Source organism: Mesorhizobium sp. M0816 (assembly GCF_040320005.1).
Classification (GTDB): Bacteria; Pseudomonadota; Alphaproteobacteria; order Rhizobiales; family Rhizobiaceae; genus Mesorhizobium.
The window spans coordinates 1-24,716 of record NZ_JAMYOT010000053.1 but is presented as its reverse complement, the minus strand read 5'-3'; the positions used below and the strand labels follow the sequence as shown (position 1 = coordinate 24,716).

At 59.5% G+C, this 24,716-nt stretch carries 17 protein-coding genes and 6 pseudogenes; 11 read left to right on the top strand and 12 right to left on the bottom strand.

From position 1 onward, the window contains the following. Nucleotides 1-382 precede the first annotated feature (382 nt). Together NKI17_RS34950 and NKI17_RS34945 are read right to left on the bottom strand one after the other, a co-directional pair. Nucleotides 383-1,099, bottom strand: a complete 717-nt coding sequence (locus NKI17_RS34950; RefSeq protein ID WP_352608047.1) for an IS6 family transposase — start codon at nucleotides 1,097-1,099, stop codon at nucleotides 383-385. 201 nt (nucleotides 1,100-1,300) lie between these two features. Next, on the bottom strand, nucleotides 1,301-6,370 hold the full coding sequence (locus NKI17_RS34945; protein WP_352907702.1) for a shikimate kinase: 5,070 nt from the start codon (nucleotides 6,368-6,370) through the stop codon (nucleotides 1,301-1,303). On the opposite strand from NKI17_RS34945, the gene NKI17_RS34940 reads away from it, so the two are divergent. Then, nucleotides 6,341-6,559 carry a hypothetical protein gene (locus NKI17_RS34940; RefSeq protein WP_352907701.1) on the top strand — a complete coding sequence of 73 codons (219 nt, stop codon included), beginning with the start codon at nucleotides 6,341-6,343 and terminating at the stop codon, nucleotides 6,557-6,559. The two genes, NKI17_RS34945 and NKI17_RS34940, sit on opposite strands and share 30 nt — an antisense overlap. Nucleotides 6,560-6,641: 82 nt before the next feature. Here the strand turns inward: NKI17_RS34940 and trxA are convergent, their stop codons facing one another. Continuing rightward, on the bottom strand, nucleotides 6,642-6,986 hold the full coding sequence (gene trxA / locus NKI17_RS34935; protein ID WP_352872531.1) for a thioredoxin: 345 nt from the start codon (nucleotides 6,984-6,986) through the stop codon (nucleotides 6,642-6,644). 1,660 nt (nucleotides 6,987-8,646) lie between these two features. Here trxA and NKI17_RS34930 point away from each other — a divergent pair. After that, nucleotides 8,647-8,943, top strand: a complete 297-nt coding sequence (locus tag NKI17_RS34930; RefSeq protein ID WP_352907699.1) for a hypothetical protein — start codon at nucleotides 8,647-8,649, stop codon at nucleotides 8,941-8,943. 1,770 nt (nucleotides 8,944-10,713) lie between these two features. Here NKI17_RS34930 and NKI17_RS34925 read toward each other — a convergent pair. Beyond that, nucleotides 10,714-10,860 carry a hypothetical protein gene (locus tag NKI17_RS34925; protein WP_352872532.1) on the bottom strand — a complete coding sequence of 49 codons (147 nt, stop codon included), beginning with the start codon at nucleotides 10,858-10,860 and terminating at the stop codon, nucleotides 10,714-10,716. Between the two features lie 128 nt (nucleotides 10,861-10,988). Here NKI17_RS34925 and NKI17_RS34920 point away from each other — a divergent pair. Continuing rightward, nucleotides 10,989-12,012 (top strand): annotated as a pseudogene (locus NKI17_RS34920) (IS110 family RNA-guided transposase). A gap of 295 nt (nucleotides 12,013-12,307) precedes the next feature. On the opposite strand, the pseudogene NKI17_RS34915 reads toward NKI17_RS34920, so the two are convergent. Further along, nucleotides 12,308-13,180: pseudogene (locus tag NKI17_RS34915) on the bottom strand (ISL3 family transposase); the annotation flags it as partial. 36 nt (nucleotides 13,181-13,216) lie between these two features. Here NKI17_RS34915 and tnpC point away from each other — a divergent pair. Continuing rightward, nucleotides 13,217-13,999, top strand: coding sequence for an IS66 family transposase (tnpC, locus tag NKI17_RS34910; RefSeq protein ID WP_352907698.1), 783 nt, complete (start codon nucleotides 13,217-13,219; stop codon nucleotides 13,997-13,999). Between the two features lie 26 nt (nucleotides 14,000-14,025). Here tnpC and NKI17_RS34905 read toward each other — a convergent pair. Both NKI17_RS34905 and NKI17_RS34900 read right to left on the bottom strand, forming a co-directional pair. Continuing rightward, nucleotides 14,026-16,033: pseudogene (locus NKI17_RS34905) on the bottom strand (recombinase family protein); the annotation flags it as partial. After that, complete coding sequence (locus NKI17_RS34900; RefSeq protein WP_352872533.1) at nucleotides 16,020-16,175, bottom strand: hypothetical protein; 156 nt, start codon at nucleotides 16,173-16,175, stop codon at nucleotides 16,020-16,022. The gene NKI17_RS34900 and the pseudogene NKI17_RS34905, both read right to left, overlap by 14 nt. Nucleotides 16,176-16,518: 343 nt before the next feature. Between NKI17_RS34900 and NKI17_RS34895 the strand changes: the two are divergent. Further along, nucleotides 16,519-16,758 (top strand): annotated as a pseudogene (locus tag NKI17_RS34895) (transposase domain-containing protein); the annotation flags it as partial. A gap of 35 nt (nucleotides 16,759-16,793) precedes the next feature. Further along, the gene (locus NKI17_RS34890; RefSeq protein ID WP_352907697.1) at nucleotides 16,794-17,417 is read left to right on the top strand and encodes a YecA/YgfB family protein; all 624 of its coding nucleotides are present in this window, start codon (nucleotides 16,794-16,796) and stop codon (nucleotides 17,415-17,417) included. Nucleotides 17,418-17,478: 61 nt separating this feature from the next. Here the strand turns inward: NKI17_RS34890 and NKI17_RS37240 are convergent. The 3 genes and pseudogenes from NKI17_RS37240 to NKI17_RS34880 form a co-directional block, all read right to left on the bottom strand. Beyond that, a pseudogene (locus NKI17_RS37240) lies at nucleotides 17,479-17,660 on the bottom strand (ISL3 family transposase); the annotation flags it as partial. A 2,405-nt stretch (nucleotides 17,661-20,065) separates the two neighbouring features. Further along, nucleotides 20,066-20,227 carry a PIN domain-containing protein gene (locus NKI17_RS34885; RefSeq protein WP_352907696.1) on the bottom strand — a complete coding sequence of 54 codons (162 nt, stop codon included), beginning with the start codon at nucleotides 20,225-20,227 and terminating at the stop codon, nucleotides 20,066-20,068. Between the two features lie 265 nt (nucleotides 20,228-20,492). Beyond that, nucleotides 20,493-21,131, bottom strand: a complete 639-nt coding sequence (locus tag NKI17_RS34880) for a DUF433 domain-containing protein (protein ID WP_352907695.1) — start codon at nucleotides 21,129-21,131, stop codon at nucleotides 20,493-20,495. 143 nt (nucleotides 21,132-21,274) lie between these two features. On the opposite strand from NKI17_RS34880, the gene NKI17_RS34875 reads away from it, so the two are divergent. Further along, nucleotides 21,275-21,799 (top strand): hypothetical protein, encoded by a 525-nt coding sequence (locus tag NKI17_RS34875; protein WP_352907693.1) that lies wholly within the window; start codon nucleotides 21,275-21,277, stop codon nucleotides 21,797-21,799. A 216-nt stretch (nucleotides 21,800-22,015) separates the two neighbouring features. On the opposite strand, the gene NKI17_RS34870 is transcribed toward NKI17_RS34875, so the two are convergent. Together NKI17_RS34870 and NKI17_RS34865 are read right to left on the bottom strand one after the other, a co-directional pair. Further along, nucleotides 22,016-22,204 (bottom strand): hypothetical protein, encoded by a 189-nt coding sequence (locus tag NKI17_RS34870; protein WP_352872540.1) that lies wholly within the window; start codon nucleotides 22,202-22,204, stop codon nucleotides 22,016-22,018. 252 nt (nucleotides 22,205-22,456) lie between these two features. Further along, nucleotides 22,457-22,666 (bottom strand): hypothetical protein, encoded by a 210-nt coding sequence (locus NKI17_RS34865; RefSeq protein WP_352872541.1) that lies wholly within the window; start codon nucleotides 22,664-22,666, stop codon nucleotides 22,457-22,459. A 27-nt stretch (nucleotides 22,667-22,693) separates the two neighbouring features. On the opposite strand from NKI17_RS34865, the gene NKI17_RS34860 reads away from it, so the two are divergent. From NKI17_RS34860 to NKI17_RS34845, 4 genes and pseudogenes are all read left to right on the top strand, one after another. Next, nucleotides 22,694-22,828: a cysteine protease StiP domain-containing protein gene (locus NKI17_RS34860; RefSeq protein ID WP_352872542.1), complete on the top strand. Its 135-nt coding sequence runs from the start codon at nucleotides 22,694-22,696 to the stop codon at nucleotides 22,826-22,828. Then, nucleotides 22,822-22,932: pseudogene (locus NKI17_RS34855) on the top strand (IS66-like element accessory protein TnpA); the annotation flags it as partial. The gene NKI17_RS34860 and the pseudogene NKI17_RS34855, both read left to right, overlap by 7 nt. Further along, on the top strand, nucleotides 22,913-23,242 hold the full coding sequence (gene tnpB / locus NKI17_RS34850; protein ID WP_352907691.1) for an IS66 family insertion sequence element accessory protein TnpB: 330 nt from the start codon (nucleotides 22,913-22,915) through the stop codon (nucleotides 23,240-23,242). The pseudogene NKI17_RS34855 and the gene tnpB, both read left to right, overlap by 20 nt. Before the next feature lie 32 nt (nucleotides 23,243-23,274). Next, nucleotides 23,275-24,318, top strand: coding sequence for an IS110 family RNA-guided transposase (locus NKI17_RS34845; RefSeq protein WP_352872544.1), 1,044 nt, complete (start codon nucleotides 23,275-23,277; stop codon nucleotides 24,316-24,318). Nucleotides 24,319-24,716 lie beyond the last annotated feature (398 nt).

The window sequence follows — 24,716 nt, the reverse complement described above, 5'->3', positions numbered from 1 at the left end:
CAGTGCTCTTCCCATCATCCACCTCCGTCAAAGTGGATGTTGAATCAGCAAAGAACGCATCCGTCACATCACAATCGATTCATCAATCACAGGACATGCTCTAACTCGCACCCTTTGGGATGCCGAGTCTTATGTCGATAATGAAATCACCGCAGACATGTTGCCGATTTCACGGGACGAGGCTGCGTACCTCGTCGACGTGTTCCTGGTGCATCATGTCATTGGATCAGCTGTCGCAGCAGACGAGGAGGCCGTTGAATCCTGGCCTTGAACCTCGCCGGAGGCAGCTGGGTCTGCCTGCTGTGATCTGGCGGGTAGCGCGAGCAATGGCACTGTAAAGTTATCAGCGGATTGATGCAGCGATAGCTGGCCGGGACGGCTGTCACGCTGCGGCGAGACACGCGATTTTGTTCCAGATTTGCATGGCGGCGTTACGCAGGTCTCGATGTTGAGCCGATGACAGCGCATTGCGGGGAAAGTGGAACAGGTTGGCAATCGGATCATGGATGGAAACGAACCGCTGAAGCTGGCGTGCCGACTTGAAGCGTTTCATGGTCCTTTCGCGTCGTCGGGTCGGCTGGTGCGAATTTTCCGCTCGATTATTCAGGCCTGTGTGCGACCGGTGTTCGACACCGGGCATGAGGTCGCGCCTGGCGGCATCATAGGACCGGAGCTTGTCGGTGATCATGACCCGTGGTGTCCGCCCTTGAGCCTTCAGCAACTTGCGCATCAGACGCTTTGCCGCCTTGGCATTTCGGCGGCTTTGCACCAGCACTTCGAGGACGAAGCCGTCCTGATCGACGGCACGCCAGAGCCACTGCTTCTTGCCATTGATGGCCACCACACATTCGTCGAGATGCCATTTGTCGCCCAGGCAGCCGGCTGACCGTCGCTTGATCTCCCGGGCGAAATGCCGCCCGAATTTCTCCGCCCAGCTTCGAATGGTCTGATGCGTGACGATGATGCCGCGGGCCGCCAACATGTCCTCAACCATGCGCAGGCTGAGCGGAAAGCGAAAGTAGAGCCATACCGCGTGCGCAATGATCTCGGCGGGAAAGCGGTGGCGACGATAAAGCGGATCACGAGCAACTTCTGACATGGCCCATGTTCGCACATCTTCATCAGCCGTCGGTTAACTTTACGGTGCCCTGCCGGAAGATATTGCGCCGGACTGGATTGATATCGTCGAGGCTGGCGAGGATATGGATACGATGGTCGAGCGCCTGATACGCACGAGGGAGACTGGCCGCAGCTTTAGGCGGCAACAATCAAGGGTTCTTTCGCAGGTTTGGTGAGGGGCTTATCCTCCTCGACTTGAGCGTTCTCTGCTTCTCGTGCAAGATGCTAAATCCGCTCGTGCGTTATTGCCGGCCAGCAAAGGCTGCGGGTCGGCGGTGAGGGTGTCGAGGGTCGGCGGTCGTTCCCCTTCACTCAATGGTGCCGCGGGTGCCTGGATGGTTTCCACGACGCCGGCCCCGCAATCGTAGCCGTTGTGATGATCATCGTGCATGCGCTGCGCTGTTGGGGACATGCTGATGGCGGTGCCGGAAGCACCGGAGACATGTGATATATCGGCAGCGGGCAGAGGGGCTTCTCTGTCGCTGCACAGGAAAGCGTAGAGTTCCTTCACGCAAATGCGGGCGTCCTTCTTGTCTTTTTGAAAGGGCGGGACGAGGGGCAACCTGATATCGGCCTTTTGGTAGAACGGACTGCGCTCTTCGTACAGCTGGTCAACCTTCTGCTCGATGTCGGCTACTTGCAGCAGCGGCCGGCTGGTGTCCATCTTGAGGCGCCTGCGGAGTTCTTTCAGCTCGGTGTCGAGCCAGATCGACCTCGCCTTATTAAGGATCAGGGCTTGATTGGACTCCTTGCCAAAGCAGCCGCCGCCGGTTGCGATGACTATGGGCCCTCTCTCCAGCTGCTTCGCGAGCTCTTTGGTCTCCAGGTCCCTGAAGTGCGCCTCGCCGCGGCCAGGGTCGGCGAACATCTCCATCAGATTGCCGTGCTCGGCGACGATACGCTTATCGATGTCGACAAACTCCACCCCCAACTCCTTGGCAAGCTGGGCGCCGATGGTCGACTTGCCGCTCGCCGGCATGCCGACGAGCACGACCGGCCGCGTACCGAGGGCCGCGAGGATCTCGCCGGCTTGCGGCGAGCGAGCGACCGCAATCTGTTGTCTTGCGACGGTGGGCGACCTGAAGGTCCCTGCCGCCCTCGACCTGCTTTCTCCTGACGAGCCCCAGTGTAATATCTCAAAGGCGCCACGGGGAATGGGGACCAGCTCGCATTCGCTCTGCGCGCGCTGCGCGAGCTCGGCCCGGTAACTGGCCGGCGTATGGAACTCGACCTCGAAGCGATAGTTCTGCGCGGTTCTGAACGCCGTGTGAACGCCGCGTAACCGCGGCTTGTCCATGATGAACCAGTTGGTGGTCTCGACCTCGCTGCAGTCCCGCTCCTCGAAGGCCAGTGCCGCCTTCCTGAAGGCGCGCGTAAAAGCCTCGTCCGGGATTTCGAAGACATGGCGCACGGCATCGGTGACCAGTTGGGCCTCCGGCGCCGCGCTCACGCTCTGGCCGGTCAACTCGTCGGCTATCCAGACCTGCCCGCGCGACCGTTGGTCAAGATGCGGCACCTTCACCTCGATGCCGTCCTGCCGCAAAAGCTCGGCAACCGCATGCACAGTTTCGGTAATCGCGCTTTCTTGCGCTTCGGCGGGGGCGGCTTCGAGCCTGGCGCGCTCCAGGGCCTGTTCGCTGCTCAGCGTTATCCTGCTGGCGGGGTCGTGGTCGGCCGAGATTGCTAAGGCGCTGGGCAGGATGCGCTTTTCGACGGCGAGTCTGATCGAGGCCTCCATGACCGAGGCCGCTAGCGTGGGGTTGTCCTTCAGATCCGCCAGGCTGCCATCGACGTCGAACCGGCCCTGGTGGAGCTTTGCCGCCTGCGCCTTGACATAGGGCGCCGACTTGAAGCCCGGCCTCTGCTCCAAGAGCCGCTCCAATTCGGCGGTTTTTTGCATGAACACCCGCGCACCGGTATCGGACTTGTAGGCGTCCGTGCCGACCTTGATGCCGACGCTCAACAGATTGATGGCGCTTTCATGCAGATCGTCGGGGTTGTAGCCGTCGGGCCGCGGATCAATGCGCGGCTTGTAGTGGTTGAGCAGGAAGTCGATGCGCTTCCTGGCGTCAGCGGTTGCCGGATAGGATTCGCTGAGTTTCGGGAAGAGCGCGCCGGCGTCGGCGCTGACGGCAGGCTTCGCGCCGGTTGAGCCCACGTATCGCGCTAACTGCTGCTTGACGTCCGACTGCTCATGATCCGGCTCGCTTTTGAGCTGCAGGTTCCAGTCCTGGAGCTCGGCCACTAGCAACGCGGCCAGTTCGCAGGCCACCGGATGCCTGGCAGCCTTGCTGTCTTCCCTCGCCCTGGCGATGAGCTCATGGAGGGTCTGGCCATCCGGCCGATCTTCCTGCAACAGTGCGCGGATGTCGGCCTTGAGCTCTTGATGAATGCCCTCGTAGGTGCCGAAGATGGCACGCTCGGCAAACCAGCGTTGCGCCTCCAGCGGCTGCGCCAGCACGTTGCGCTGCAGGCAGCTGTAGGTCTCCAGCACCAGGCCGGTGGCCGACAGGATCTGCTTGGACCGGCTGAACTGGTAGCCGCCTTTCTCAATGGCCGGCGTGTGCGACTTCGGCGGCTTCATCGAGGCGATGCCGCGCGCCTGCAGCTGCGCGTCGAACTGGCGCACATGCTCGTAAAGGCGAGGCTGGTCGCCGATGATGACGACGGAGTCGCCGTCAAAATCGCCGTCGAGCATTTTTTGTTCGGCGCTCGGAACCGCAACCAAAGAGCCGGGCGCGAACACCTCCGTCGCCTGCAGGATGCCGACGCACTCGAGCGCGGTGTCGGCCTTGACCCGGTCCTTTTCCTCCAGCCAGCGCGAATGGCACTTTACGTCCTCGGCAGACATCACCACCCCGCGCTCGGCGAAGTCCGCCGGCCACATTTCGTCGGGCACAACGATCAAGATGCCTTTGGCAAAGAAGGTCGGATCGTCGGCGGCAAGCCCAGCCCCCGACCTGTGCGCGACGTTGAAGCTGTATTGGAAGGCCACGCACCGATCAAGGAACGCCGCGGTCCGATCGCCATCGCGCGCCGACCTGACCCGGTCGGCGGCGAACGGGCGCAGGTTGGGCTTGTCATAGGGGGAGCGTCCGACAAGCACGCCAGCGTCATGGGTCAAGGTCTTGCTCTTGCCCGTCGGCACATGCAGGCATTCGTCGCTGGACGGCACGGCGATAGCGCTCGAACCCTCGATATGCCCGCCCGTGACCGTCCGGAACAGCTCCTCGGCGGTGAGGCTTGGATGGGTTTCGAGCCAAGCCAGAGCCTTCTCGCGGGTCTCCTGTGCCACCTCGACGCTACGCGGATAATGTTGCAGCGCCGAGGGCGGTACCGCCGATAGCCTTTTATCGGCATAGGCAGGCATCCGCTCGGGAGCGTCGTGGCGAGCCCGGGCAATGGCCGGCATGCGCTCGGCCAGTGAGGCCCTGATGAAGCCGCAGCCGTCATGCGGCCGCAAGGCGATCTCGCCGTCTCGCCCCTCGAACCGGAAGGGATGCACTGCGCCTGCGGGGCGGTCGGGCAGAAGGGACAGCTTGAAGCCCCCTTCCAGCGCATAATCATGCGGGCCAACGTCGGGGATGCCCGGCGGCGCGGCAAATCCGCGGCGCTGGGTATAGTAATAGGCTTCCTTGAACGGCGCCCAGGCCCGCGACAGCTGCTCAAAGGCCGTACCCGGAGCCGTCTCGGCATAGGGGATCGCCAAAAGCTTGCCGCTTGGAGCCTCTGCGACCGCGAAGGGCAGGTGAGAGGCAAGCTGGTTCAGGCTCTTTTGCGGCGGCTTCAGTTTGCTGCCGCCGAACAGGTCCATGCGGTAGGGCACGCCCTCCACGGTGAACGTGCGTGTCAGCATGGCGCCAGTCGGAGTTCCCTTTAGCTGCACCGCCACCACCTTCACCGCGCCCGAGGTCAAGCGGTGGAAAATGGAATAGCGCAACTCGGCTTCGCTGGCCAGCGGCCGGCCTTGCATGTCGACCACCGGCAGCCGCATCAGTCCGGCATCGCCTTGCGGCGGTCTCGGCTCGTGGTCCATGGCCTGAAGGACCCGATGGACATCGAAGCTGGCGGCTGCATGCTGGGCCTGGATCATCGATGCGTTCTGCGACATGAAGGTGTCAAGCGCTTCCAGCGGCTCCTTCGCCTCGATCTCGGCGATCACGCTCCAGCTCATGGAGGAAAGGTCGGCGTAGATGAGGGCACGGGCACTGTCCAGGATTTGCCTGGTTTTGCCGTGCAGCTCTTCCTGCCTGGCCCGCAAGGCGAGCTCGTCGCCCTCGACATAGGACCGCCGGTAGAGCGTCTCCAGCACCGCCCGGGTCTTGAGCACCTGATAGATCGAAAGCGCCGGGCAGCGGCTTGCATTGGCGCCGCTGGTGCGCTCGGCCTGGCCTGGTTTGAGATGGGCATCGATCTTGTGTTCCACCACCGGCTGGATGGCGTTGAGCAGGTTCAGCGCCGACCTGCGGTGCCAGCGCAACGCCGACTTCGGGCTGCGAGCTAGTGGCAGCAGGGAGGCGCAAAGATTGCCCATCGTCTCGAGGTTGTTGTCGAGCTCAAACCCGGGAGCGGCACGTAACACCTCGAGCCTGTCCAGCCCCGGCTGTGCCAGCGCACCGAGATCGTCCAACAACTGCGCCTTGCCCAACGCCTTGAATATACTCGCGATAGCATGGACATCGGCCTGCTGCAGCCGATCCTCGGCATATTGGAGGTAGTGCGCCAGCTGATGCAGCCGGTCCTTCAGCAAGGCGGGTTCGGCGACCTCGCCGGCGATCTCTCCCCCCTCGATACCCCGCGACAGACCGTTGGCGATCCTGACTAGCGCAGGCGTGCTGAAAGTACTGAAGCGACGGCCCTTGGAACCGAGCTCGCCGGCGATGGCAACGATCGCCTTGCGTGCTTTTTCTTCTTCCGGCCACTTGCCGAAACCGTTCACCAGATTGGCCAATTCTTGATCCGAGAATCCGTCGAGATTGCCGGCGCGGGCAACCACTGCGCCGGCGATGGCAACCGTCGCTTCACGCGTCTTCTGCTGGTCCGGCCATCTGCTGAAGCTGTTAACCAAATCGGCCAACTCTGGATCCGAAAATCCGTCGAGATTGCCGTCGCGGGCAACCACCGCGCCGGCGATGGCGAGCGTCGCTTCGAGCGTCTTCTGCTGGTCCGACATTGCGTCGGAGACGCGGTGCGGGCCTCCTTCGCTATCAGGACGCCCTGCTTGTCCGACCAGCTCTCCGGTGCTGCCCATATTCCCTCTCCGATCCAGCAAAACGCGTCGCCTAAAGCCTGTCAACAACAGGGCATCATTGGTTTGAGTGCGGTCACGCGAGCCTGCAACGGCATGCTTGAAAGCCGCAGCATTCAGCAACGGCAACTGCCTCGACAACGCCGCAAGGAAAAGCTTCTTCGCCACTCGATCGCTCCGACATCAGGCTGAAGCTCAAAGGGCTGAGCCCTGTACAAAACGCCCATAAATCACTGTGAGCCCTACCGCTTTACGGGGCGAATCTACGGTCTTTTCATTGGGGTACAGATTGAGCGATATCGATCAGGCTCGAAATCCAGTTCAAAAGAGCTGTCTTCGGTTTGGCGCCGACCGAGAAATCGGCCACTTCGCCGCCCTTGAAGATCGCGAGCGTCGGAATGGAGCGCACGCCCAATCGGGCGGCGAGTTCCAGGTTTTCATCGATGTTGAGCTTGGCGACCTTGATCTTGCCTTCCATCTCGACGGAGATTTCCTCGAGGCTCGGAGCAATCATCTTGCAGGGATCGCACCATTCGGCCCAGAAATCGACGACGACGGGTGCCGCGGATTCCAGAACTTCCGACTGGAAGTTATTGATATCGACTTTCACAGTAGCCATGGCTGCTCCTGACCGAAGAAGTGACTCGAAATCCTGTGATAGGGTAGGATCAACATCAACATCTACCTAGGCTCGCCACAGTTCGCGTGTCGAGGCCAGCTCTACTGCTTCGCGGCCGCTGCGGCTCGCTGGTGCTGCCGGACTCGCCCCCCGACGCGACAGAAGCCTTTCCGTTACGCTCGCTGGGAGATCCTGCGCTTTATCCTTATCTTCCTTTGTTAGTCAGCCCTCTGCAGAGTTTGAGCAAGTGACGTGAATGAACCTTTCAACTCCAACGACACTATGTAGTTGTTCTTGATACGTGGCGGCGTCGGAGCGTCAATTTGCGTTGAGTCGAAGCGCTGACAATCGTCTCGCGGAACCATCGACTTCGTCAGCAGAAATCTCCGGATTCTCGACGTCGGACATATCATCATCGGCCATGTAAGCGATCCTTCAATAAACCTGGATACTCAGCTGCAATTTTTTCGTTTGTTTTTCATCTCGGGACTTAACAGCTCTTAGCAATGCTATAGCCGACGTTCACGAGATTCCAGAAACAGAATCGGATCATCCATCGGTGCATAGTCGTCTGCATAATGTCCAGAAGCGCACTCAGTTCACGAGATAGGCGAACGCTGTTTCCAGTTTGACTGAGCCCCGAGTGAGATGATGTAAGTTTTCCGAGCGGCAAATGGACCTCCGTTCAATATCGGATGCGCCGATTGGAGCGCGTCCTTTAATGAAGATCCAAAATTTTGAAGCGTCAACGTCGAAACGGGTTGCATTTGTAATGTGGATAGATCGGACATGCTGGACCTGGCTCCCAAGCATGGGATCTCCGAAGGGCACTGTAAAGTTATCAGCGGATTGATGCAGCGATAGCTGGCCGGGACGGCTGTCACGCTGCGGCGAGACACGCGATTTTGTTCCAGATTTGCATGGCGGCGTTACTGCTGAGGGCACGCATGCTCCCTCCGCGCCACACAAAGTGAGGAAGAACCCGGTTAAGTGCCAAGCGACGAGGGTGTACTGCCGCGCGACCACCGAGTAAGATCGCCGCGCCGCAAAGCGCGACGGTGACCCAACGGGGTAGACGCGCTGCAACTTCCACAGGAAGTAAGATTGGCCACAACTATGAATGTTTGGAGCGGTGCGCCATGCAATGTATGCAGAGCCCGACGTCTGGATTGAATTATAGTCTTCAACTTGCGGCTTACGTCACGACCGTACAAATGCACAAACAAAGAAAGACTACAAAACCATATATCCTGCCAAGCCAAGCCAAGCCAAGCCAAGCCAGAGTTCGATGTGACGCGTTGTTGACTTAGCAATCCGGCAGCCCTTTGCAAAACGCTAAAGTTGTGCCCTTTGAACTGTGGCGAGAGCCAGCGGCTGCACAGGAGGCGCGACTCTACGCGACCCTAGGGACACATCCAAAAGATACCTTTTGTTTCGCCGAAACGGCAACAAATGTGTCGCTTGGAAATTGGAAAAAATTGCGGTCCAATAAGGAAGAGCACCATTCTCTATATAAGCCTCATTTCGTCCTCACATTTTACCACGGAACATCAACTCTCCTCTGCTCGCATCCTCATTTACGCTGAACAAAACATTCTTTCTTCCATTACAAAGCACCTCTCCTCCGATGGCTACGTGGAATGCTAACGATACCAAACTCGTGTATACTGATCCTATTACCCTGTATAATGCACTCCAAACCGCCAAGAATAACTACGGTAGATATAAGGGGGTAACTGAAATTCATCTCAAATACTTCTATATGAACGAGTCTGATGCAGAACATTCTGTGAGGGATCGCCAGTTGCAGGGACACTTTAAAGAAGTGAGCGAGTGTCCGCATGCTGCGTCGGGCGAATCAGGGGACTGGTTCATCGCCGTTGACAGCACCGCAGACCTGACTGGCCAGATCGAGGTGGTAGTATGGGGGCGCGCGATACTCGCGACACTGATGTGACCGCGTCCGCCACAGATCGGCCTGGCGCGTATTTGTGATGTTGTGTTCAGTCAGTTTTTTATTTTCCTTTCGTTTGTTACGGGTTTGCTATTGTTCTTGTTTTCGTTAGTCATTCTTTTGCGCCGACGTCACGTCGTTGTACTGTTCTTTGAAATTCAATAAAGCCTAGGCACGTTTGCACACTATCTTCTTCCCTTTTTGCGTTGAGTCATTTTATTACCGGTCTCGACAATCCCATCAATCGGTAGGCGAGAGTGGGCGCACGTCGGTCCGGCCCCATGACCCTTGGTATCAGCCCGCCGCTTACGTCACGAGTGCATCAATGCACCAACAAACGAGTGCATAAATGCACAACAAAGAAAGGCTACAAAGCGATATATCCTGCCAAGCCAAGCCAAGCCAAGCCAACGTTTGATGTGACGGGTTGTTGACTTAGCAATCCGGCCGCCCTTTGCAGAACGCTAAAGTTGTGCCCTTTGAACTGCAGCGAGAGCAAAGCCTGCACGGAAGCAGCGACTCTACGCGACCTCAGGGACACATCCAAAAGATATCTTTTATTGCGCCGAAAGGGCAACAAATGTGCCACTCGGAGTTGTAAAAATTGCGGTCCAATAAGGAAGAGCACCCCTCTCTATATGAGCCTCATCTCGTCCTCACATTTCACCACGGACAATCAAACCTCCTCTGCCTCCAATCTTTACTCTCGCCGAACACCACAAGCGTTCTCCCCCTCCCTCTCACGATGCCTGTGTGGAACGTTCCAGCCGCATTCATGGTTAATGATAGTGCCAGCTGGAGGCGCACCTCGGGCCCAAAGGTTGGCGTACGCAGCCGCAAACGATATTGCTGATGTCAATAATTTTAAGCTCTCGTACCTCTACATGTCCGACGCGGATGCTGTTATCTGTGTTCATAACGAAAATTTTCTTGGCCTCAATGGAATTCGATGGCATTGTGCGGCGAAGATTCCGGTCAACGGTCCGATAGGCCCGTGGAACTGGTTCCTAGCTGTCCCGCAGGATTGGTGCGCTGCTAACACCACAAACCACCAGACCCTCAGCAACGCCCTTGATTTTCCGGTGGTCGCATGGGGGCCCGTGTTACCAAGGCCGTGATCAAAGCCGCCACAGACCGGCCTGGCGCGTATTTGGGTTTTGTTCAGTGAGCGTTTTATTTCCAATGGTTTGTTAGCTTTTTCCATTGTTGTTTTTCTTCTTTTCGTTATGCTTTTGCGCCTATGGCGTACATGTTGTTGTACTGTTCACTCAATTCAATAATGCCCGACACGTTTCACGTCTATTTTCTATGGATCTTGTAATGTTGCGCATTTGTTGATCAGTTGTTCTAGTTTCCATTGCCTTATAAGCGTTGCCATTGTTGTTGTTCTGGTTTTGTTAGTTATGCTTTTCGCCACCATGGGCGTTATATTGTTGTGCTGTTCAGTGATTCCAATAACGTCCGGGCACGCTTGCGTCTATATACTTTTATATTTTCTTTGGTACTTCTACGGACGAACAGATAGCTTCTTATCCACGTCGGTATGATTATAAACGCAAATGGCGATATGCTATACTGTATAAACGAACAAATTTTATCACCCTCGATAGCGTAAAATACTAGTACATATTTTTTGAAAGCACTATTGTATCCGCGGTCAATAACTCTCTGCGGCCGGCAGAAAATGACCTCTCTGACGTAGACTGAAAGCGACGTCATATGTCGTGCGAGACAGAAAATGGCAACTTCCGAAGCGCGAGCCTGGCATGACATTTACATCAGGATATATCCTGCCGCCGCCGCCTGCCGACGGTGGCGGCGGTCACGCTGGCTGATCTGACCGCCAACGAGGTTGCCGCGTTCCTGAAGCACGCCGAACACGAACGCGGCGGCACGATCGGCAGTAACTGGTGCGGCCACATGGGGTAATCGCGGGAGCGAGTCGCGCTGAAACCAATCATATCCTTGGAAGGTGGCTGTTCCCCGATAAGATGGAGATACGGGCTCACGACCTGACGCCGGGCCCAAGCATCTGATGGAGAACAGCCATGGAAGAATATATCGGTCTCGACGTGTCGATGAAAGAGACAGCGGTGTCGATCCGACGTGAAGGCAAGCGCGTCTGGCGCGGGAAGTGCGCCTCTGATCCAAAGATCATTGCCGAGCTTATCCGCAAGCGGGCGCCAGCCGCCAAACGCGTGGTGTTCGAGACTGGACCCCTTTCCGTCTGGTTCTATCACGCGCTACGCGCGGAAAGGGTGCCAGCGATCTGCATCGATGCTCGCTATGCCAAAGCTGCGCTCGATATGGCGGCGAATAAGACCGACGCGAACGACGCCGACGGTTTGGGGCATCTTGCAGAGGTGGGATTCTTCCGTGAGGTGCGGGTGAAAGGATTTGACAGCATGCTGACCCGCACGCTTGTGGCGGCACGCACCCGGCTGGTCCGGATCACCACCGAACTTTCCAACCAGATTCGTGGAATCATGAAAACGTTCGGGCTGCTCGTTCCTGCAGGTAAGGGAACCACGTTCGAGAAGAACGTTCGGCGCCTTCTTAGCGATCACGAGGAACTTGCTCTCATCGTGCTGCCGATGTTGGAGGCCTGGCGCGGCATTCGCATCCGTGCCGCCGACCTTGGGCGCCAGCTCGTCGCAGATGCACGTCAGAGCCAGGCATGCCGCATGCTCATGTCGATCCCTGGCATCGGCGCCATCACCGCAACCTCATTCGCCACTGCCATTGAAGATCCGGGCAACTTCAAGACGTCCCGATCTGTTGGCGCCTGGATAGGCCTAACGACGCGCCGCTACCAATCCGGAGAAGTCGATTATGACGGCCATATATCCCGACGCGGCGACCGCCATTTGCGAGGGCTTCTCTACGAAGGCGTCGGTTATTCTGACGCGTAGCTTAACCGAGAGCGCCCTGCGGACATGGGGTCTCCAGCTCCGGGAGAGGATCGGCTTCAAACGAGCCGCCGTGGCTGTGGCGCGCAAACTGGCGGTGATAATGCATACGATGCTTAAAACCGGCGAGCTCTTTAATCCGAATGCAGGAGCCACAAAGTAAATCCGGATAGCGTTCAGAATCTGAACGCCTGAGGCGTCCCTGCCGGGACGTGAGCCGAGCCATTCCGCTGATGGGGTTGCACCGCTGACTCAGCAAAGTGCGTCGTCCACATTGAAGGCTCGTCCCCGCGAAGCTCCATCATGCGGCGACCGATGTTGACCGCGAAGACAACGTGTACCCGGCCAACGCATCTCCAAGCGCGAAGATACTTGACGTCCCCACCGCGATTAGACAACCGCGATTAGACAACCCCATCAGATTTGGACCCCTTCCGCAGATCACCATACCGGCCCGCGGCTTTTGAAAGTGCCGTAAGCACATCATCGGCGTGCTCCTTTTCTGACCGCCGCCAAGCTCCCAGCAGACGCTCCAGATTTGCGAAGCTGCCGGTGTAGCCGCGCTGCTTGACGTCATCAAACAGGTGCCGGCCGCAGCGGTTCCCATCCTTCCAGCATTGGGCGAGGAAGGCTCCGAAATACCAAGGTGATGTGGGCTTCAATGCTGCTCGCCGCCTGTCTGGGGGAGCCTTGAACTTGAGCCAATTCGCCACGCTGCGACGCTCATAGCCGGTCCGGCGGGCGATCTCGCTGTAAGAAGACCCTCTTCGCGCAAGGCATGGAGCTTCTCGAATATTTCCTGGCGAGATTGCCTATGCGCGAGGCGGGCGCGACGGCGGTGTGTCGCAGCAGCGTCAACGATTGCGTCCTCCGATAGGATCGCCCTGCCGGTGACACGGCCGGAAAGGCTCATCTGTTCTTCGATCGCCGAGCGAAGATTCTGGGACCAGGTGAAACCGATCGGCGACCTGTCGTGCCTGCGGTGCACCCTCGCGAACAGCCTGCGCATAGAGGCCACAGCGGTCCCGGCTGACGACCTCGACGGAAGGATGACTCCGCAGCCACCTGGCTGCACTATCGACACTCCGATTATCGAGAATATCAACAACCGAGCGGCGCTCGAGATCGACCACGACGGTCCCATAGCTTGTCGCCCGCCGCCAACTCCAGTCATCGATGCCAACCACCCGGATCTCGGTATCGCGGTGAGCGACCGTGGCATCCCGCTTCAACTGCCGCAGGATGGTGTCGTCGCTGACCGGCATGCCGAGCCGTTCCATCAAGCGCTCGCCAGGACGGCCGCCAGTGCTGTGGCCAAGCAGGCCAACAATGCGTTCTCCTCGGCAGCCAGATGGACCTGGCGCTCGATGACCTTGCCGATGCCGCACCGCCGCCCGCCGCCAATGACGACGACCCGTCCCAGGCCGGTGGGCAGCGCCCGCGCAAGCCCGCCAACTGTGATGCACGGCTTTCCCCGGATCTTCTGCGACGAGACCCGCATGCCGGTGCGCCGGGAGGACAAGAAGACCGTCCACATCGGCCAGTTCTGGGCCCATGCGACCGACGACCGTCCCTGGAACGGGCCGGCGCCGCCGGCGGTCGTCTATGTCTATGCCGAAGGACGCGCGCACAAGGAGATCCGCGGGCAGCTGGCCGCCTTCCAGGGCCTAGTGCAGGTCGACGGCTATGCCGGCTACAACGGCCTGACCTCGAAGGGGCGCAAGCCAGGTCCGATCACGCTCGCCTTCTGCCTGGCCCATGCGCGGCGCAAGTTCATCGACCTGCACAAGAAGACCGGATCGGCCTTCACCGCCGATATCATCGAACGCTTCAGCAGGATCTACGCCATCGAGGCGGAGATCCGCGGCACGAGCGCCGCCGAACGCCGGGCTGTTCGCCAGGCCCGCAGCGCGCCTGTGATGGCCGCCCTGAAGACCGTCCTGCAAGAGGAGCTGTCCGGCCTGTCGACGAAATCCAAGACCGCCGAGGCGATCCGCTATGTGCTGGGCCACTGGGCGGGCCTGACGCTGTTCCTTGCGGATGGGCGTCTGGAGACGGACACCAACACGGTCGAAAGATCCATGCGCACCATAGCGAAGACTGATTCATTATGCACCCCCTCTTCAAATGGCGGAAAACAGCGATTCTGATTGTCGTGGTTGATGCGACACGGAGTTTTACGCGCCAAATCGGCTTTGATCCGTTCATCTTCAAGGTCGCTGGCGCGGATCTGGTAGGGCGCGCCGCGCATGACCTGCTCGGCGGGTAAGAGGCCATCCCTGATGAACCGGCGGATTTTGACGTGCGACACGCCGAGCTTCGCGGCCGCATTCGACATAGTGAGCCACTCGCCATTCTTGTCGGACGAGCGAATAGCCGCTGATCTTGTGCACCGTGCGCAGCGATTGGACGCGCCGAGCAGTCCAGGTCTTCGGTCTGCATGCCCATGCGGTTAAGCGTGGCCGCGATTTCGGCATCCGACCACCGCGTTGCCATGGATCGCATGATCGCCAGGGCTTCTTCAGGCGTACGCTGGCCATGCTCTCCGGATTTGGGCTTGCGAACCCGTACCTGCGAGTGCTGGCCTCCATGCCAGTGGATGGTCAAGATCACGTCGCGCGCATCGTCATCGACGTCCGCCACGATGTCCTTGATGAGTGCGCCCAGCAGTTGCTGACGACAGCGCATGTCGACACCCGGCGCATTCCAAGCCGCCTCGAGATCCTGGGCGAGGCCCGTGAAGTCCGGAACCGCGTCGACAGGGTCCACACGCTGGACTCCGCTCAGCCGGGCCTCGCAGGTCTCCACGCGCCTGAGCGTGGCTTCCCAACTCCTCTCGAGCTGGGCCGCAATAAGCCGGTTCTCCGGGTCGCAAGCGGCATAGCGGCGCTCGGCGAGCGATGCCTCATAGCGCGCCTGCTGCAGGTCCATCTCGATCATCTGCCGCCGCTTGGCTTCGCTCTCCAGCTGCATGCGTTCAGCCTCCAACGCCGCTTCGATCGCCATCGGCGCAACCGCCTCCAGCGCTTCGCGGGTCACCGCCGCGTCGGTGCGAAAGCCGTTGAACGACATGCATCGCGCCTGGGCCATCATGAGGTTGCCGCGCTCGCAGCGATATACCGGATAACCTTGGCCGCGTCCGGCATACATGACAACCAGTCTTCGCCCGCATCGACCACAGGAGATGAGACCCGGGAGCAGCGCGCGACCGCCGCGGCCCGACTTGACGCCGCCGGCTTTGCCATAAGCGTTGGCCGCGAGCAGTTCCTGGTTCCGTTCGTACTCGCTCCATCCGATATAGCCTTCGTGATGGTCGTTGAGCACCACCGCCCACTCGCTGGCCGGCTTATAATGGCCATAGCTCTTGCGAACGCGGCCATCGACGATCTCAGTGCGCTTCTCGCTCTTACCATAGACATAGGCGCCGGCGTAGAAAGGGTTCTTCAGGATCGAGATCACGTTGCGATAACGGATAGGCACCCAGTCGAAGGACACCATCTTCTTGCCGTCCGAGGGTCTGGGAAAATGCACGCCGTCGTCGATCATCGAGATCAACACTTGCCGCGCACTGCCGAGTTCGCGGAACGCGCGAAGATCAGGCGAATAGTCTCCTGCAGGCGCATGTCGGGATCGAACCCGAGACCGTAATCGCGGTGCCAGACATAGCCGAAGGGCACGGAGATGCGCAGTTCGCCGCGCTGCGCCTTGGCGCGGGCGGCCTCGTACATGCGGGCACGCAGCACGCCGAGCTCGAACTCGCTGATGCTGCCCTTCATGCCGAGCAGCAGGCGATCGTTCGGCAGCCCCGGATCGTAGACTCCGTCCAGACCGATCACCCGTGCATCGACTTCGCCGCACAACTCGAGCAGCCGATGCCAATCCGGCCCGTTGCGCGACAGGCGGGACGCCTCCAGGCAAAGCACGGCGCCCACATGGCCGGTGCACAGATCGTCGACCAGGCGCTCGAAACCGGGACGCTCCACAGCCCCGCTTGCGGTTCGTCCCAGATCCTCGTCGATCACCTCTACTTTGCGGAATCCCCAGCGCCGCGCGACGTCGACAAGCTCATATTGCCGACGTTGGCTCTCAAGGTTGAGCTGGACCTGCGCCTGAGTGGACTGACGCACATAGACGACGGCCTTGCGCTTGAGGACGGCAGTCGGAATCAGATTACCGCTCGTCATCGCAGCTCTCCTCCTCCGTTGCCACGCCGGCGGCGGCCATCAGTACGTTGGCGAGCCGGGCGATCACCATGGTCCGTTGCGCTGAACTCAGCCCGTTCAGCTTCTCCGAGTCGAGCGGCAAGCTGAGTTGGCGAACGACCACGAGAGATCGTCTCGGGGGTGGCAGGGTTTCTCATGTTGCGCCTCCGCGATGGTGAAATCATCCGGAGAGCCTCGCCGGAAACGGCGTTCGATCAAGAGCTTGTGCAGCTCAAGCAGCGCGGCAAGCGATACGCGCGGGGGGCCCAGGTCCATCGCCGCGCAAGCCACGCGATCGATCATCCAGGCCGGAGCGGTAATGACATGCCCGGGCGCGACGACGAGATGAATGATCCGGCCGTTGGCGCGCTCTTCGCTGTTCTCGCAGCGAAGCCGATGTCCGAAATACGGGTGCCAACGGTAATGGACCTCGACCTCCTGCCCAACATGGGCAGAATGACCCCGAGATTGCTCTTGGTCGGCGCAACAGTCTCTTCGCCGGCGATGACGGCGGGGCGGAGAGCTGGGCGGTCCTGGCGTCGCTGCTCAACACCTGTCGGCTGAACGAAGTCGACCCGTTCACCTGGCTCGACGATGTGCTGGAACGCATGGTCAGCGGTGCGGTGAAGGCGAACGACCTCGACCAGTTCCTGCCATGGAACTGGAAAGCGGCCCGCGCCGCGCAGAAGCAGGCCACCGCCGCATGAGACGAGCCGGCAAGACACCGCCACCCGAGCGGGCCATGGAGGAGGCGGAACTCGACGCCTGGCTGCAGGCCCGCCGCGCGAAGAAGCCGCTGGCCACAAACGCGTCCATGTTCGATGGCTTCGTCACCGCCATCGCCGCCGGTCCCACGGGCGCCGATCCGTTCCGCTGGATCACCGCCTTGCTGGCGGTACCGCACAGCGCCTTCGAGACCGGCGGCACGCCCGAGTTTGCGGCCATTAAGGCTGCGGCCGACCGCTTCAACGTCCTTGGCACCGATCTGCGGGAGGGACGCTTCTCGCCGCGCTATCGCCGCAAGGCCAATGGCGACGTCACGGACTGGTGCGAGGGCTTCATGGCGGCGGTCAATCTCAACCCGGCGGGTTGGCGCGACGCACTTGATCCCGGCAACAGCCTCAGCCGCCTACTGCGGCCCATTATGAGCCACTGCAAGAACGGCATGGGCCTGCCATTGCCCGGTCTGCCGTGGCCAGGTCCGTCCCCGCAAGGTCAGCCGCTACCCGGCCTGCCGAGGCGCGCGCCGGAAATCCCTGTCCTTGCGCTGTCGCACACCGCCATCCCCATGTGTGTCGCCGGCCTGCGTCGGCACTATCACACCGTCTGGCATGACAAGCCCCGGCCCGCTTCATCGCGCCGTTGAGCGCTTGGAATCCATCATCCAGCAATTGAGAAGGGCGCAAGGTGGGGGCGTCGCATCAGTTACCCTGGACTGCTAGATCTTGGAGGTGACGGTTGGACCTGCCATGCCGACTTCGGCTTCGCCGACCACAATCGGGGCAAATGCCGATCCGGCAGCGGAAACAACCCACCCGTCATCAACAGTGAGCGCGACACCCAGAACCCTGACCCCTGGGCCGGGCGACCATTTCGTTTTCGTTCGCATGCCCGTCCATAGCGACAGCGCCACTAACACCAGATGAACCACACAAAGTGAGGAAGACCCTGGTTAAGTGCAAAGCGACATATGTGGCGGGCTCGCCCTGAGTCTATGCAGGCTTAAAGCAAACGTGAACTATTGGGCCGCGCCCCAACCCATGGAAGACGGATTATGGAGAATGATAATGCGGGGCTAGACCCGGGGACAGACTCTCGCAAGGTCAGTAATTGAAGCGCCTCGCTCTCCTTATGACATCATGCGGCACTCGACGGGACCTGCGGGCGACATGATCCGGAAATGATGCAGGAGAAGCTTGACCTCATCAATTCCAAACAGAGACGGCACAAACAACCAACTCTTGGATGAGTTCACCGACCGAGGTTTCCGCGTTCTCTGCTTCTACCCATTAATTCTGCGCGCGCGTGATTGTAGGCTTGATTAATGGACTTCCCGGTTCCGCATATCGCCTTTAGCCGCTCAGGCTCGTCGACTGTCCTGTTTGCGAGCAGTTCACGGGATGATCGCTCAATCGCGCCAATGCCTCCGTCCAGATCTGAGCTTTGGGGCGCCTCTGTACTCCTCAATGTGGCGTCACTCCGGAAGGGCCGTATATGCTCAGCATATCCTGCTAAAAGGTTAGCCAATTCTGGGCGATCTATCATTGCATCATAAATTCGCACCTTATGGGCGGCATCCAGGTGATGATGCATCGATATAAGGGTCATGGCTGCGACCTGGTGCTCGAAAGAGTTTGGATACCAGGCTGGTTCGTTCCGTTTGAACAATTCAATCGTTTGATCAATAAGGCGCCGTCTATCTACGTGGTCCAAGTCATCCATGTAGCGCGCGATCGAATGGATCGGATCAGACTCTAAAGCTGTACGTGACAGGTCCAAGATGTGATCGACCGTGGCAGATTTCTGCCATGCAGATTGGAATTTAAGTATCGGTCCAACCGCGTCGAGGCGACGACTTGCAGTCCAAAGCAAAAAGCGGGGGTGATCAGGTTCCGGCCAGGCGCCTCTTGGGTCTGCGGCGCTATACAGTGCTCGGGCTGAACTGCCTAGCCGATTGAGCCGCTCATGAAATGCCCCAACGGGACCTCCCTGAACCGCATCTCGTACTAAGCGGCTAATGAGTTTAAAGGACGTAAGGTTATTTGCGGTCGCAGCCGGGTCGTCAGTGGTTAAGCCTCTTGCCACTTCGTCCATGACGCCAGGCGGCAGATCTGTAAATCCTGTGGGCATTGAATAGCCTTTCCACTCTGGGAGTTTCTAAGCCTAACATCCGACGACGAGAAGCTCTACCGATTTCGCTTTACACTTGTAGTTCTGCCAAAGGCCAGAAAAGTCCATGCAGCGCCTACACCGCCGGCGCGCAGGAGATGGGTCGCCGTGGTGTGGGGGACGGAGTGAGGCTTATGCGCTTTATGGCCAAGGACGGCATTTTGGCGACTACCTTGAGGCCATAACGCTCGACGGCGGTATGGATCCCGAAGCGAGTGATGGGTTGGCCGCAGCGATTGAGGAAGACGGATCGAGAAGGGACCCGTCAGCGACGAGTGCCCGTAACTCGACGACTGTGGCGGTCCACAATGGGCAGTATCGCTGCTTGCCGCCCTTGCCATGGATTTTGACGCTGGGGCGCTCAGGTCCAGGTCCGCCATCTTGACGCCGAACGCCTCTGACGCTCTCGCACCAGTGTTGAGGAACAGCAGCAGGGCGTAGTCGCGCCGACCCTGCTCCGTCCGCCGATCTGGAGCGGCGAGCAAGGCGCATCACGACCCCAACACGCCGCGGGCTCTGGGGGGCGTCGTCGATGCTTGTCGTGAACCTCGACGCCCATCATGCCGCTCAAGCGAGATGTTCGATGTCCCAAACGTAAGGCATCCCCCGAACGAATCTGCTAGGGTTCAAAGTAAGTCTAGCCCCGTTCACATCGAATGGTCGGGCCAGATCCGTTCGATCCCGTTCAAGAAGACCGATCAGGCGGTCGTTCCTTACCTCGAAAAGGCGGAGATCGACGCCGGTGCTCAACTGAGGCGGCCTTGTTGCAGGCGGCGGAGAAACATCCGAGCCGTGACCAGCACGATGTGCAGTCGGAAGGTACAGTGATCCTCGTCGGATAAGCCGGGATGGGAGCCTCCGTGTGGAGCATCTTACCGCCGGGCGTCCATTCGTTCCGCTTAACGGAAAGAAACTCGATCTCGTCGCTGGCGAGGAGTGCGAGCACGATCCGCCCAAGGACGTCACATTTCCGCTCGATCGTGAGCGACTTGTCGGTCGGAAGCTCCGCCTCGAGGCCCAATCTCAGCACAATCCGGTTAATTGCCGCGTGTGTGTTCAATTCCCGCGCCAGAAGCTCGTTCGCTGCGGGATCGTGGGGCGTGTGAATGGAAGTGCGCGTATAGCCTACGGATCGAATCGGAGTGGTGGATCTTCGAAGGGATTGAGCAAGTGCACGCCGCGTCCCGCAAAATCCTTGATATTGCGGGTGACAAGTATGAGCCCGTGCACTCGCGCGGTGGCAGCCAGCGCCAAGTCCCAGCGGTCCTTGTTCTTGCCGCCGAGCATGCGCGTCCATTCTTCGACGACGGCAGCGTCGACGGGGACAATCCGATCGGCGTAGGCTTTTTCGAGAGCGGCAATCGCACTGAGCAGCGTCGCTGCCCTTTCGGGGTCCGCCGCTTCAACATCTCGGCGCCGCGGCGCTTTTCGAAGAGTGTCGCGACACTCAACCGGAGGTCCGCGTCGTCGACGGTCGCGAGCCACTTGCGCGCATTGGTATTGCCGCGCGAGGTGAACTCGCGGAGCACGTTTTCGTCGAGCAGATATCTGGTCACGGAATCCTGCGCGGCGTGCCCTCGGCCGACTCGACGTCCTCATCGAACGCGCCGAGGCCGGCCAGATCTGCGAGGGCCCGCTTCAGGCTTCGCGCAGGATAAGGACGGCCGCGCTTCGGATAAGCCTTCGCATACTCAATTGCCGCCTCTACCTGTTCGCGGCCCAGCGACGGAAAATCTTCGATGATCTCGTCGATGGATTGCGCGCGCGCGAGCGCTGCAACCATATGGACCGGAATGCTGGTGCCCTTGATGAGGGGATCCGATCGCTCGCCGCCCGACTCCACCGACCGGTGAAGCGCTTGAAGACGATTAAGCCGCTTCTTCAGGTCCTGATCGACGCGGCCGAGATCAAGCTCGATCTCGCCAAGAGTAATGCGATGCGCATCGACCGAAAGCTGCCGGATCGCCTCATAGAGCCGCCTTCGACCCGAAGGCGTCAGATCCTTTTGAAGGCGATCGACGACGAGCAGAAACCGTATCTCCGCCCGGCCGAGCAGACGCTGAACGCCACGGCCGACGCGCCGCTGTCGAGCGCGGATGACGCCCTTGTCGACGGCCTTGTTGAGTGACGTCGGAGAGCGATTCAGCACATAACCAGCTTCAGTCAGTGTCAGTGCGTCCGCAGTGGACATGTGCACCTCCATATTTATAATTCATCCCCAAGATAGGGATGCATTACGACAAGCGCAAGGCGGAAGCACGGGCGTCCACACTCAATCTTCCGGCGACTTCGCAGCGAGAGTACAGAGCAACTGGGCTGAACGGGGGGCAAATGGTGGACGTGTCGCGAGGATCGGAATGGCACAGGTGGGAGCCGCACACTCATGCGCCGGGTACTGTCCTCGAGGACAGGTTTCCGGCCGGCGGGTGGGAACAGTACCTGACAGTTCTGGAATCGGCTGTGCCGAAACTGCGCGCCATCGGCGTGACCGACTATTGCGTCACCCGGTCCTACGAGCGCGTTCGAGCGCATAAGCAGAGCGGCCGCCTGCCAGACTGCGACCTCCTTTTCCCGAACATCGAGCTGCGGCTGAACACCGGAACGGTGAAAGGTAACTTCGTCAATATCCACCTCCTGGCATGTCCCGACGATCCGAACCACATCACTGAGCTCAACCGGTTCCTCGCCCAACTCGTTTTTGGAGCGTTCAGCGACAAATTCGCCTGCACGCCCTCGATCTTATCCGCCGCGGCCGCCGCTCTGATCCGACCAAGACCAACGACGAGGATGCGCTTCGGCATGGCTGCACCCAGTTCAAGGTCTCGCTCGACAATCTCATCGATACCCATCGCAGCATAGAATGGGCGGGGGAGAATATTCTCATCGCGGTTTCAGGAAATGCCGATGGAACATCCGGCGTCAAAGAAGCCGCAGATGCCAGCTGCGCGAGGAGATCGATAAGGTGGCCCACGCCATCTTCGCCAGCAGCCTGAAACAACGGGACTTTTGGCTGGGTCACGGAGCACTGTTGCATGGATCAGACTTTGGACGAGGCAACCCTATCCACTGCATTTTTCATGCAACGCGCTCGAACTTGGGCCGGCCAAGTTCTGTCATCCGGTTAAGAACACGGACGCCAATCTTTGCTTCAGTCTTCTGATTGTCGAAGTTCCTCGCTTTGAGTTTCGGCCCGATGACGGTCTTCCATCGACCCGTCTGTGTTTCTACTCGACTGCGCTTGTTGTAGCCGGTGATTTCTGCCATTCCATCCGCCCTTTGGTCTGGATTTCTGCAATATGGCGATCGCGGACAGATGGAACCAGCACCGATTGAGGGCTGGCAACGGCAGTCTTGGGAGGTGGGATAATGACCTCCACGATCTCACCAAGGCGTGTCGCCAGAAGATCTCGGGTGGGCGTTCCATCATAGGCGCCGTCGGCAATGAACTTCTCGACGGGGCCACCGATCCGTCCAGAAGTCCTGGTAACGCTGTCGGATCGCCGACATCATCCACGGTCAGATCGGAACAAACAATCTCACCACTGACAAGATTGAGACCAGTGCAGTTTGCGCCATCTTTGCGTTTGGCCTTGGTTTGTGCTTGTTTTCCAGCCACTCGCCCTCGCCGAAGACCTTCAAGCCGGTGCTGTCGACAACTAGGTCGGCATCGAAAAGGACACGCCTTTTTCCTGCGCCATCTCCACCGAGCTGGAACGGAGCTTCCATTCGTTTTCTGCGCAGCCGCCAAAGCTGGTGGTTCTGTCTGACCCCTGTGGCCGGGCGTGGCTTGCGGCGTCGGCCGAGGACTGGCTCATTCCATCGGGAATACTCGGGAGCACCGTGTTCGGGCTGATCAGCCGTTCGATACTGAACGAGGACGCAAGGTGAGCGCGTCGCTGCCGAACGGCGTGAAGTTGACGCTGGAATGCGGTGATGTGGATGCATTGACGGCGACCATCGGAGCACTGGGTCATGTTCAGACTGGGCGCTGACCTGAAAGTCTACCTGCACCGCGATCCGATCGACTTCCGGGCCGGCATCAACAGCCTTGCGGTTCTGGTCCAAGAGACGATGGCGCTCGATCCGTTTGCTCTGGCGGTTTTTGCGTTCTGCAATCGCCGTCGCGACCGGATGAAGCTCCTGTTCTTCGATCGGTCGGGCTTTGTGCTGGTAATGAAGCGGCTGACCGAGGACAAGTTCCGGTGGCCGCGCCGGGAGGCAGCGGTGGTCACGCTTACGACCGAGCAATTGCACTGTTGGGGTGGACGGCCCCGAACGGGGCATCGAAATGTGCCAGAGTGAGTCGTTAACGGTCTCAAACGAAGGAGCCGCCCGTGGATCAGATTATCCGTATTGGCATGGATACGTCAAAGCACGTCTTTCAATTGCATGGCGTCAACGCCGCAGAGCAACCGATCCTGCACAAGAAGATGCGCCGCAAGGAGATGGTGGATTTCTTTGCGAAATGCCCACCGACCGTGATTGCGATCGAAGCCTGCGGTGCTTCGCATCACTGGGCGCGGTTGCTGAGGGAGCTCGGACATGAGGTAAAACTGATCGCGCCACAACTGGCGAAGCCCTACGTCAAGCGCGGCAAGAATGATGCGGCCGATGCCGAAGCGCTATGCGAGGCGATGAGCCGCCCGACGATGCGGTTCGTTCCGGTGAAGAGTGCGGATCAGCAAGCCGCGCTGATGTTAGTGGGCATGCGCGAGCGCGCTGTCGTCGCACAGACGCAGCTTGCCAATACGATTCGTGGCTATGCAGCTGAGTTCGGACTGACCGCGGCCAAAGGCATGTCTCATATTCCGCTCCTTCTGGAACGCATCATGATTGATGAAAGCATTCCAGCTGCGGCACGTGAGCTGTTTGCGTCCCTCGCTGAGGAATTTGCGCAGTTGGGTGAGCGCCTGAAAGACGTGGAGGCAAAGCTGATGGCCTGGTATCCCAACAATGAATGTTGTCGCCGTCTTGCAAAGATCCCTGCTGTCGGACCGATCGGCGCGGTCTTGCTGGTGATGAAAGCGCCCGCACCGGAACAGTTCACATCCGGAAGGCAGTTTGCCGCGTGGATGGGCCTGACGCCCAAGGATCATTCGACTGCTGGCAAAGTCAGGCTCGGTATCATTACGAGGGCCGGCGATGAGGCATTGCGCAAAACATTGGTCGTGGGTGCAACCTCGTTGCTTCGACAGGTGAGAGCGGGAAGAGGCAGGAACGCTTCGCTCTGGCTCATCGAGTTGCTCAAGCGCAAGCCGCCAAAACTCGCGGCTGTCGCACTGGCCAACAAGATCGCCAGGACCGCCTGGAAAATGATGGTGACCGGCGAAGCCTATAAGGGCAATGCTGCGCGACCGGCTCTGGCCTGCGCGGCATAACGAAATCAGTCGGTAACGGTGAGCAGGATACAGACGCTACCGTGCTGAACTGATGCGTGAACTTGCAGGAAACGAGCAGATGGTGTGATCGATCGATCCGAGACGCGGGGCACTCCGTAGGATCCAATGGCCCAACGTGGTCGATGCACTGTTTGGAACCCACGTCGCGGAACCCATCTTGGCCAGCGTCATGTGGGAGCGCACCAACAGGCCGGACATATGAACGCAAGCGATCCGATCAAAATCATCAAAAGAGTTCTTGCAAGGAGGGGCCGTCCACATATGGATCCTCGATGGCATCGACATCGATGCGATGGTCCGCCATCCGGTGCGGCAATATCAGGTTGCGGGTTGAGGGCTCTCGAATTGAGCGGTTGACGCGGCGGCATGCTTTCGAT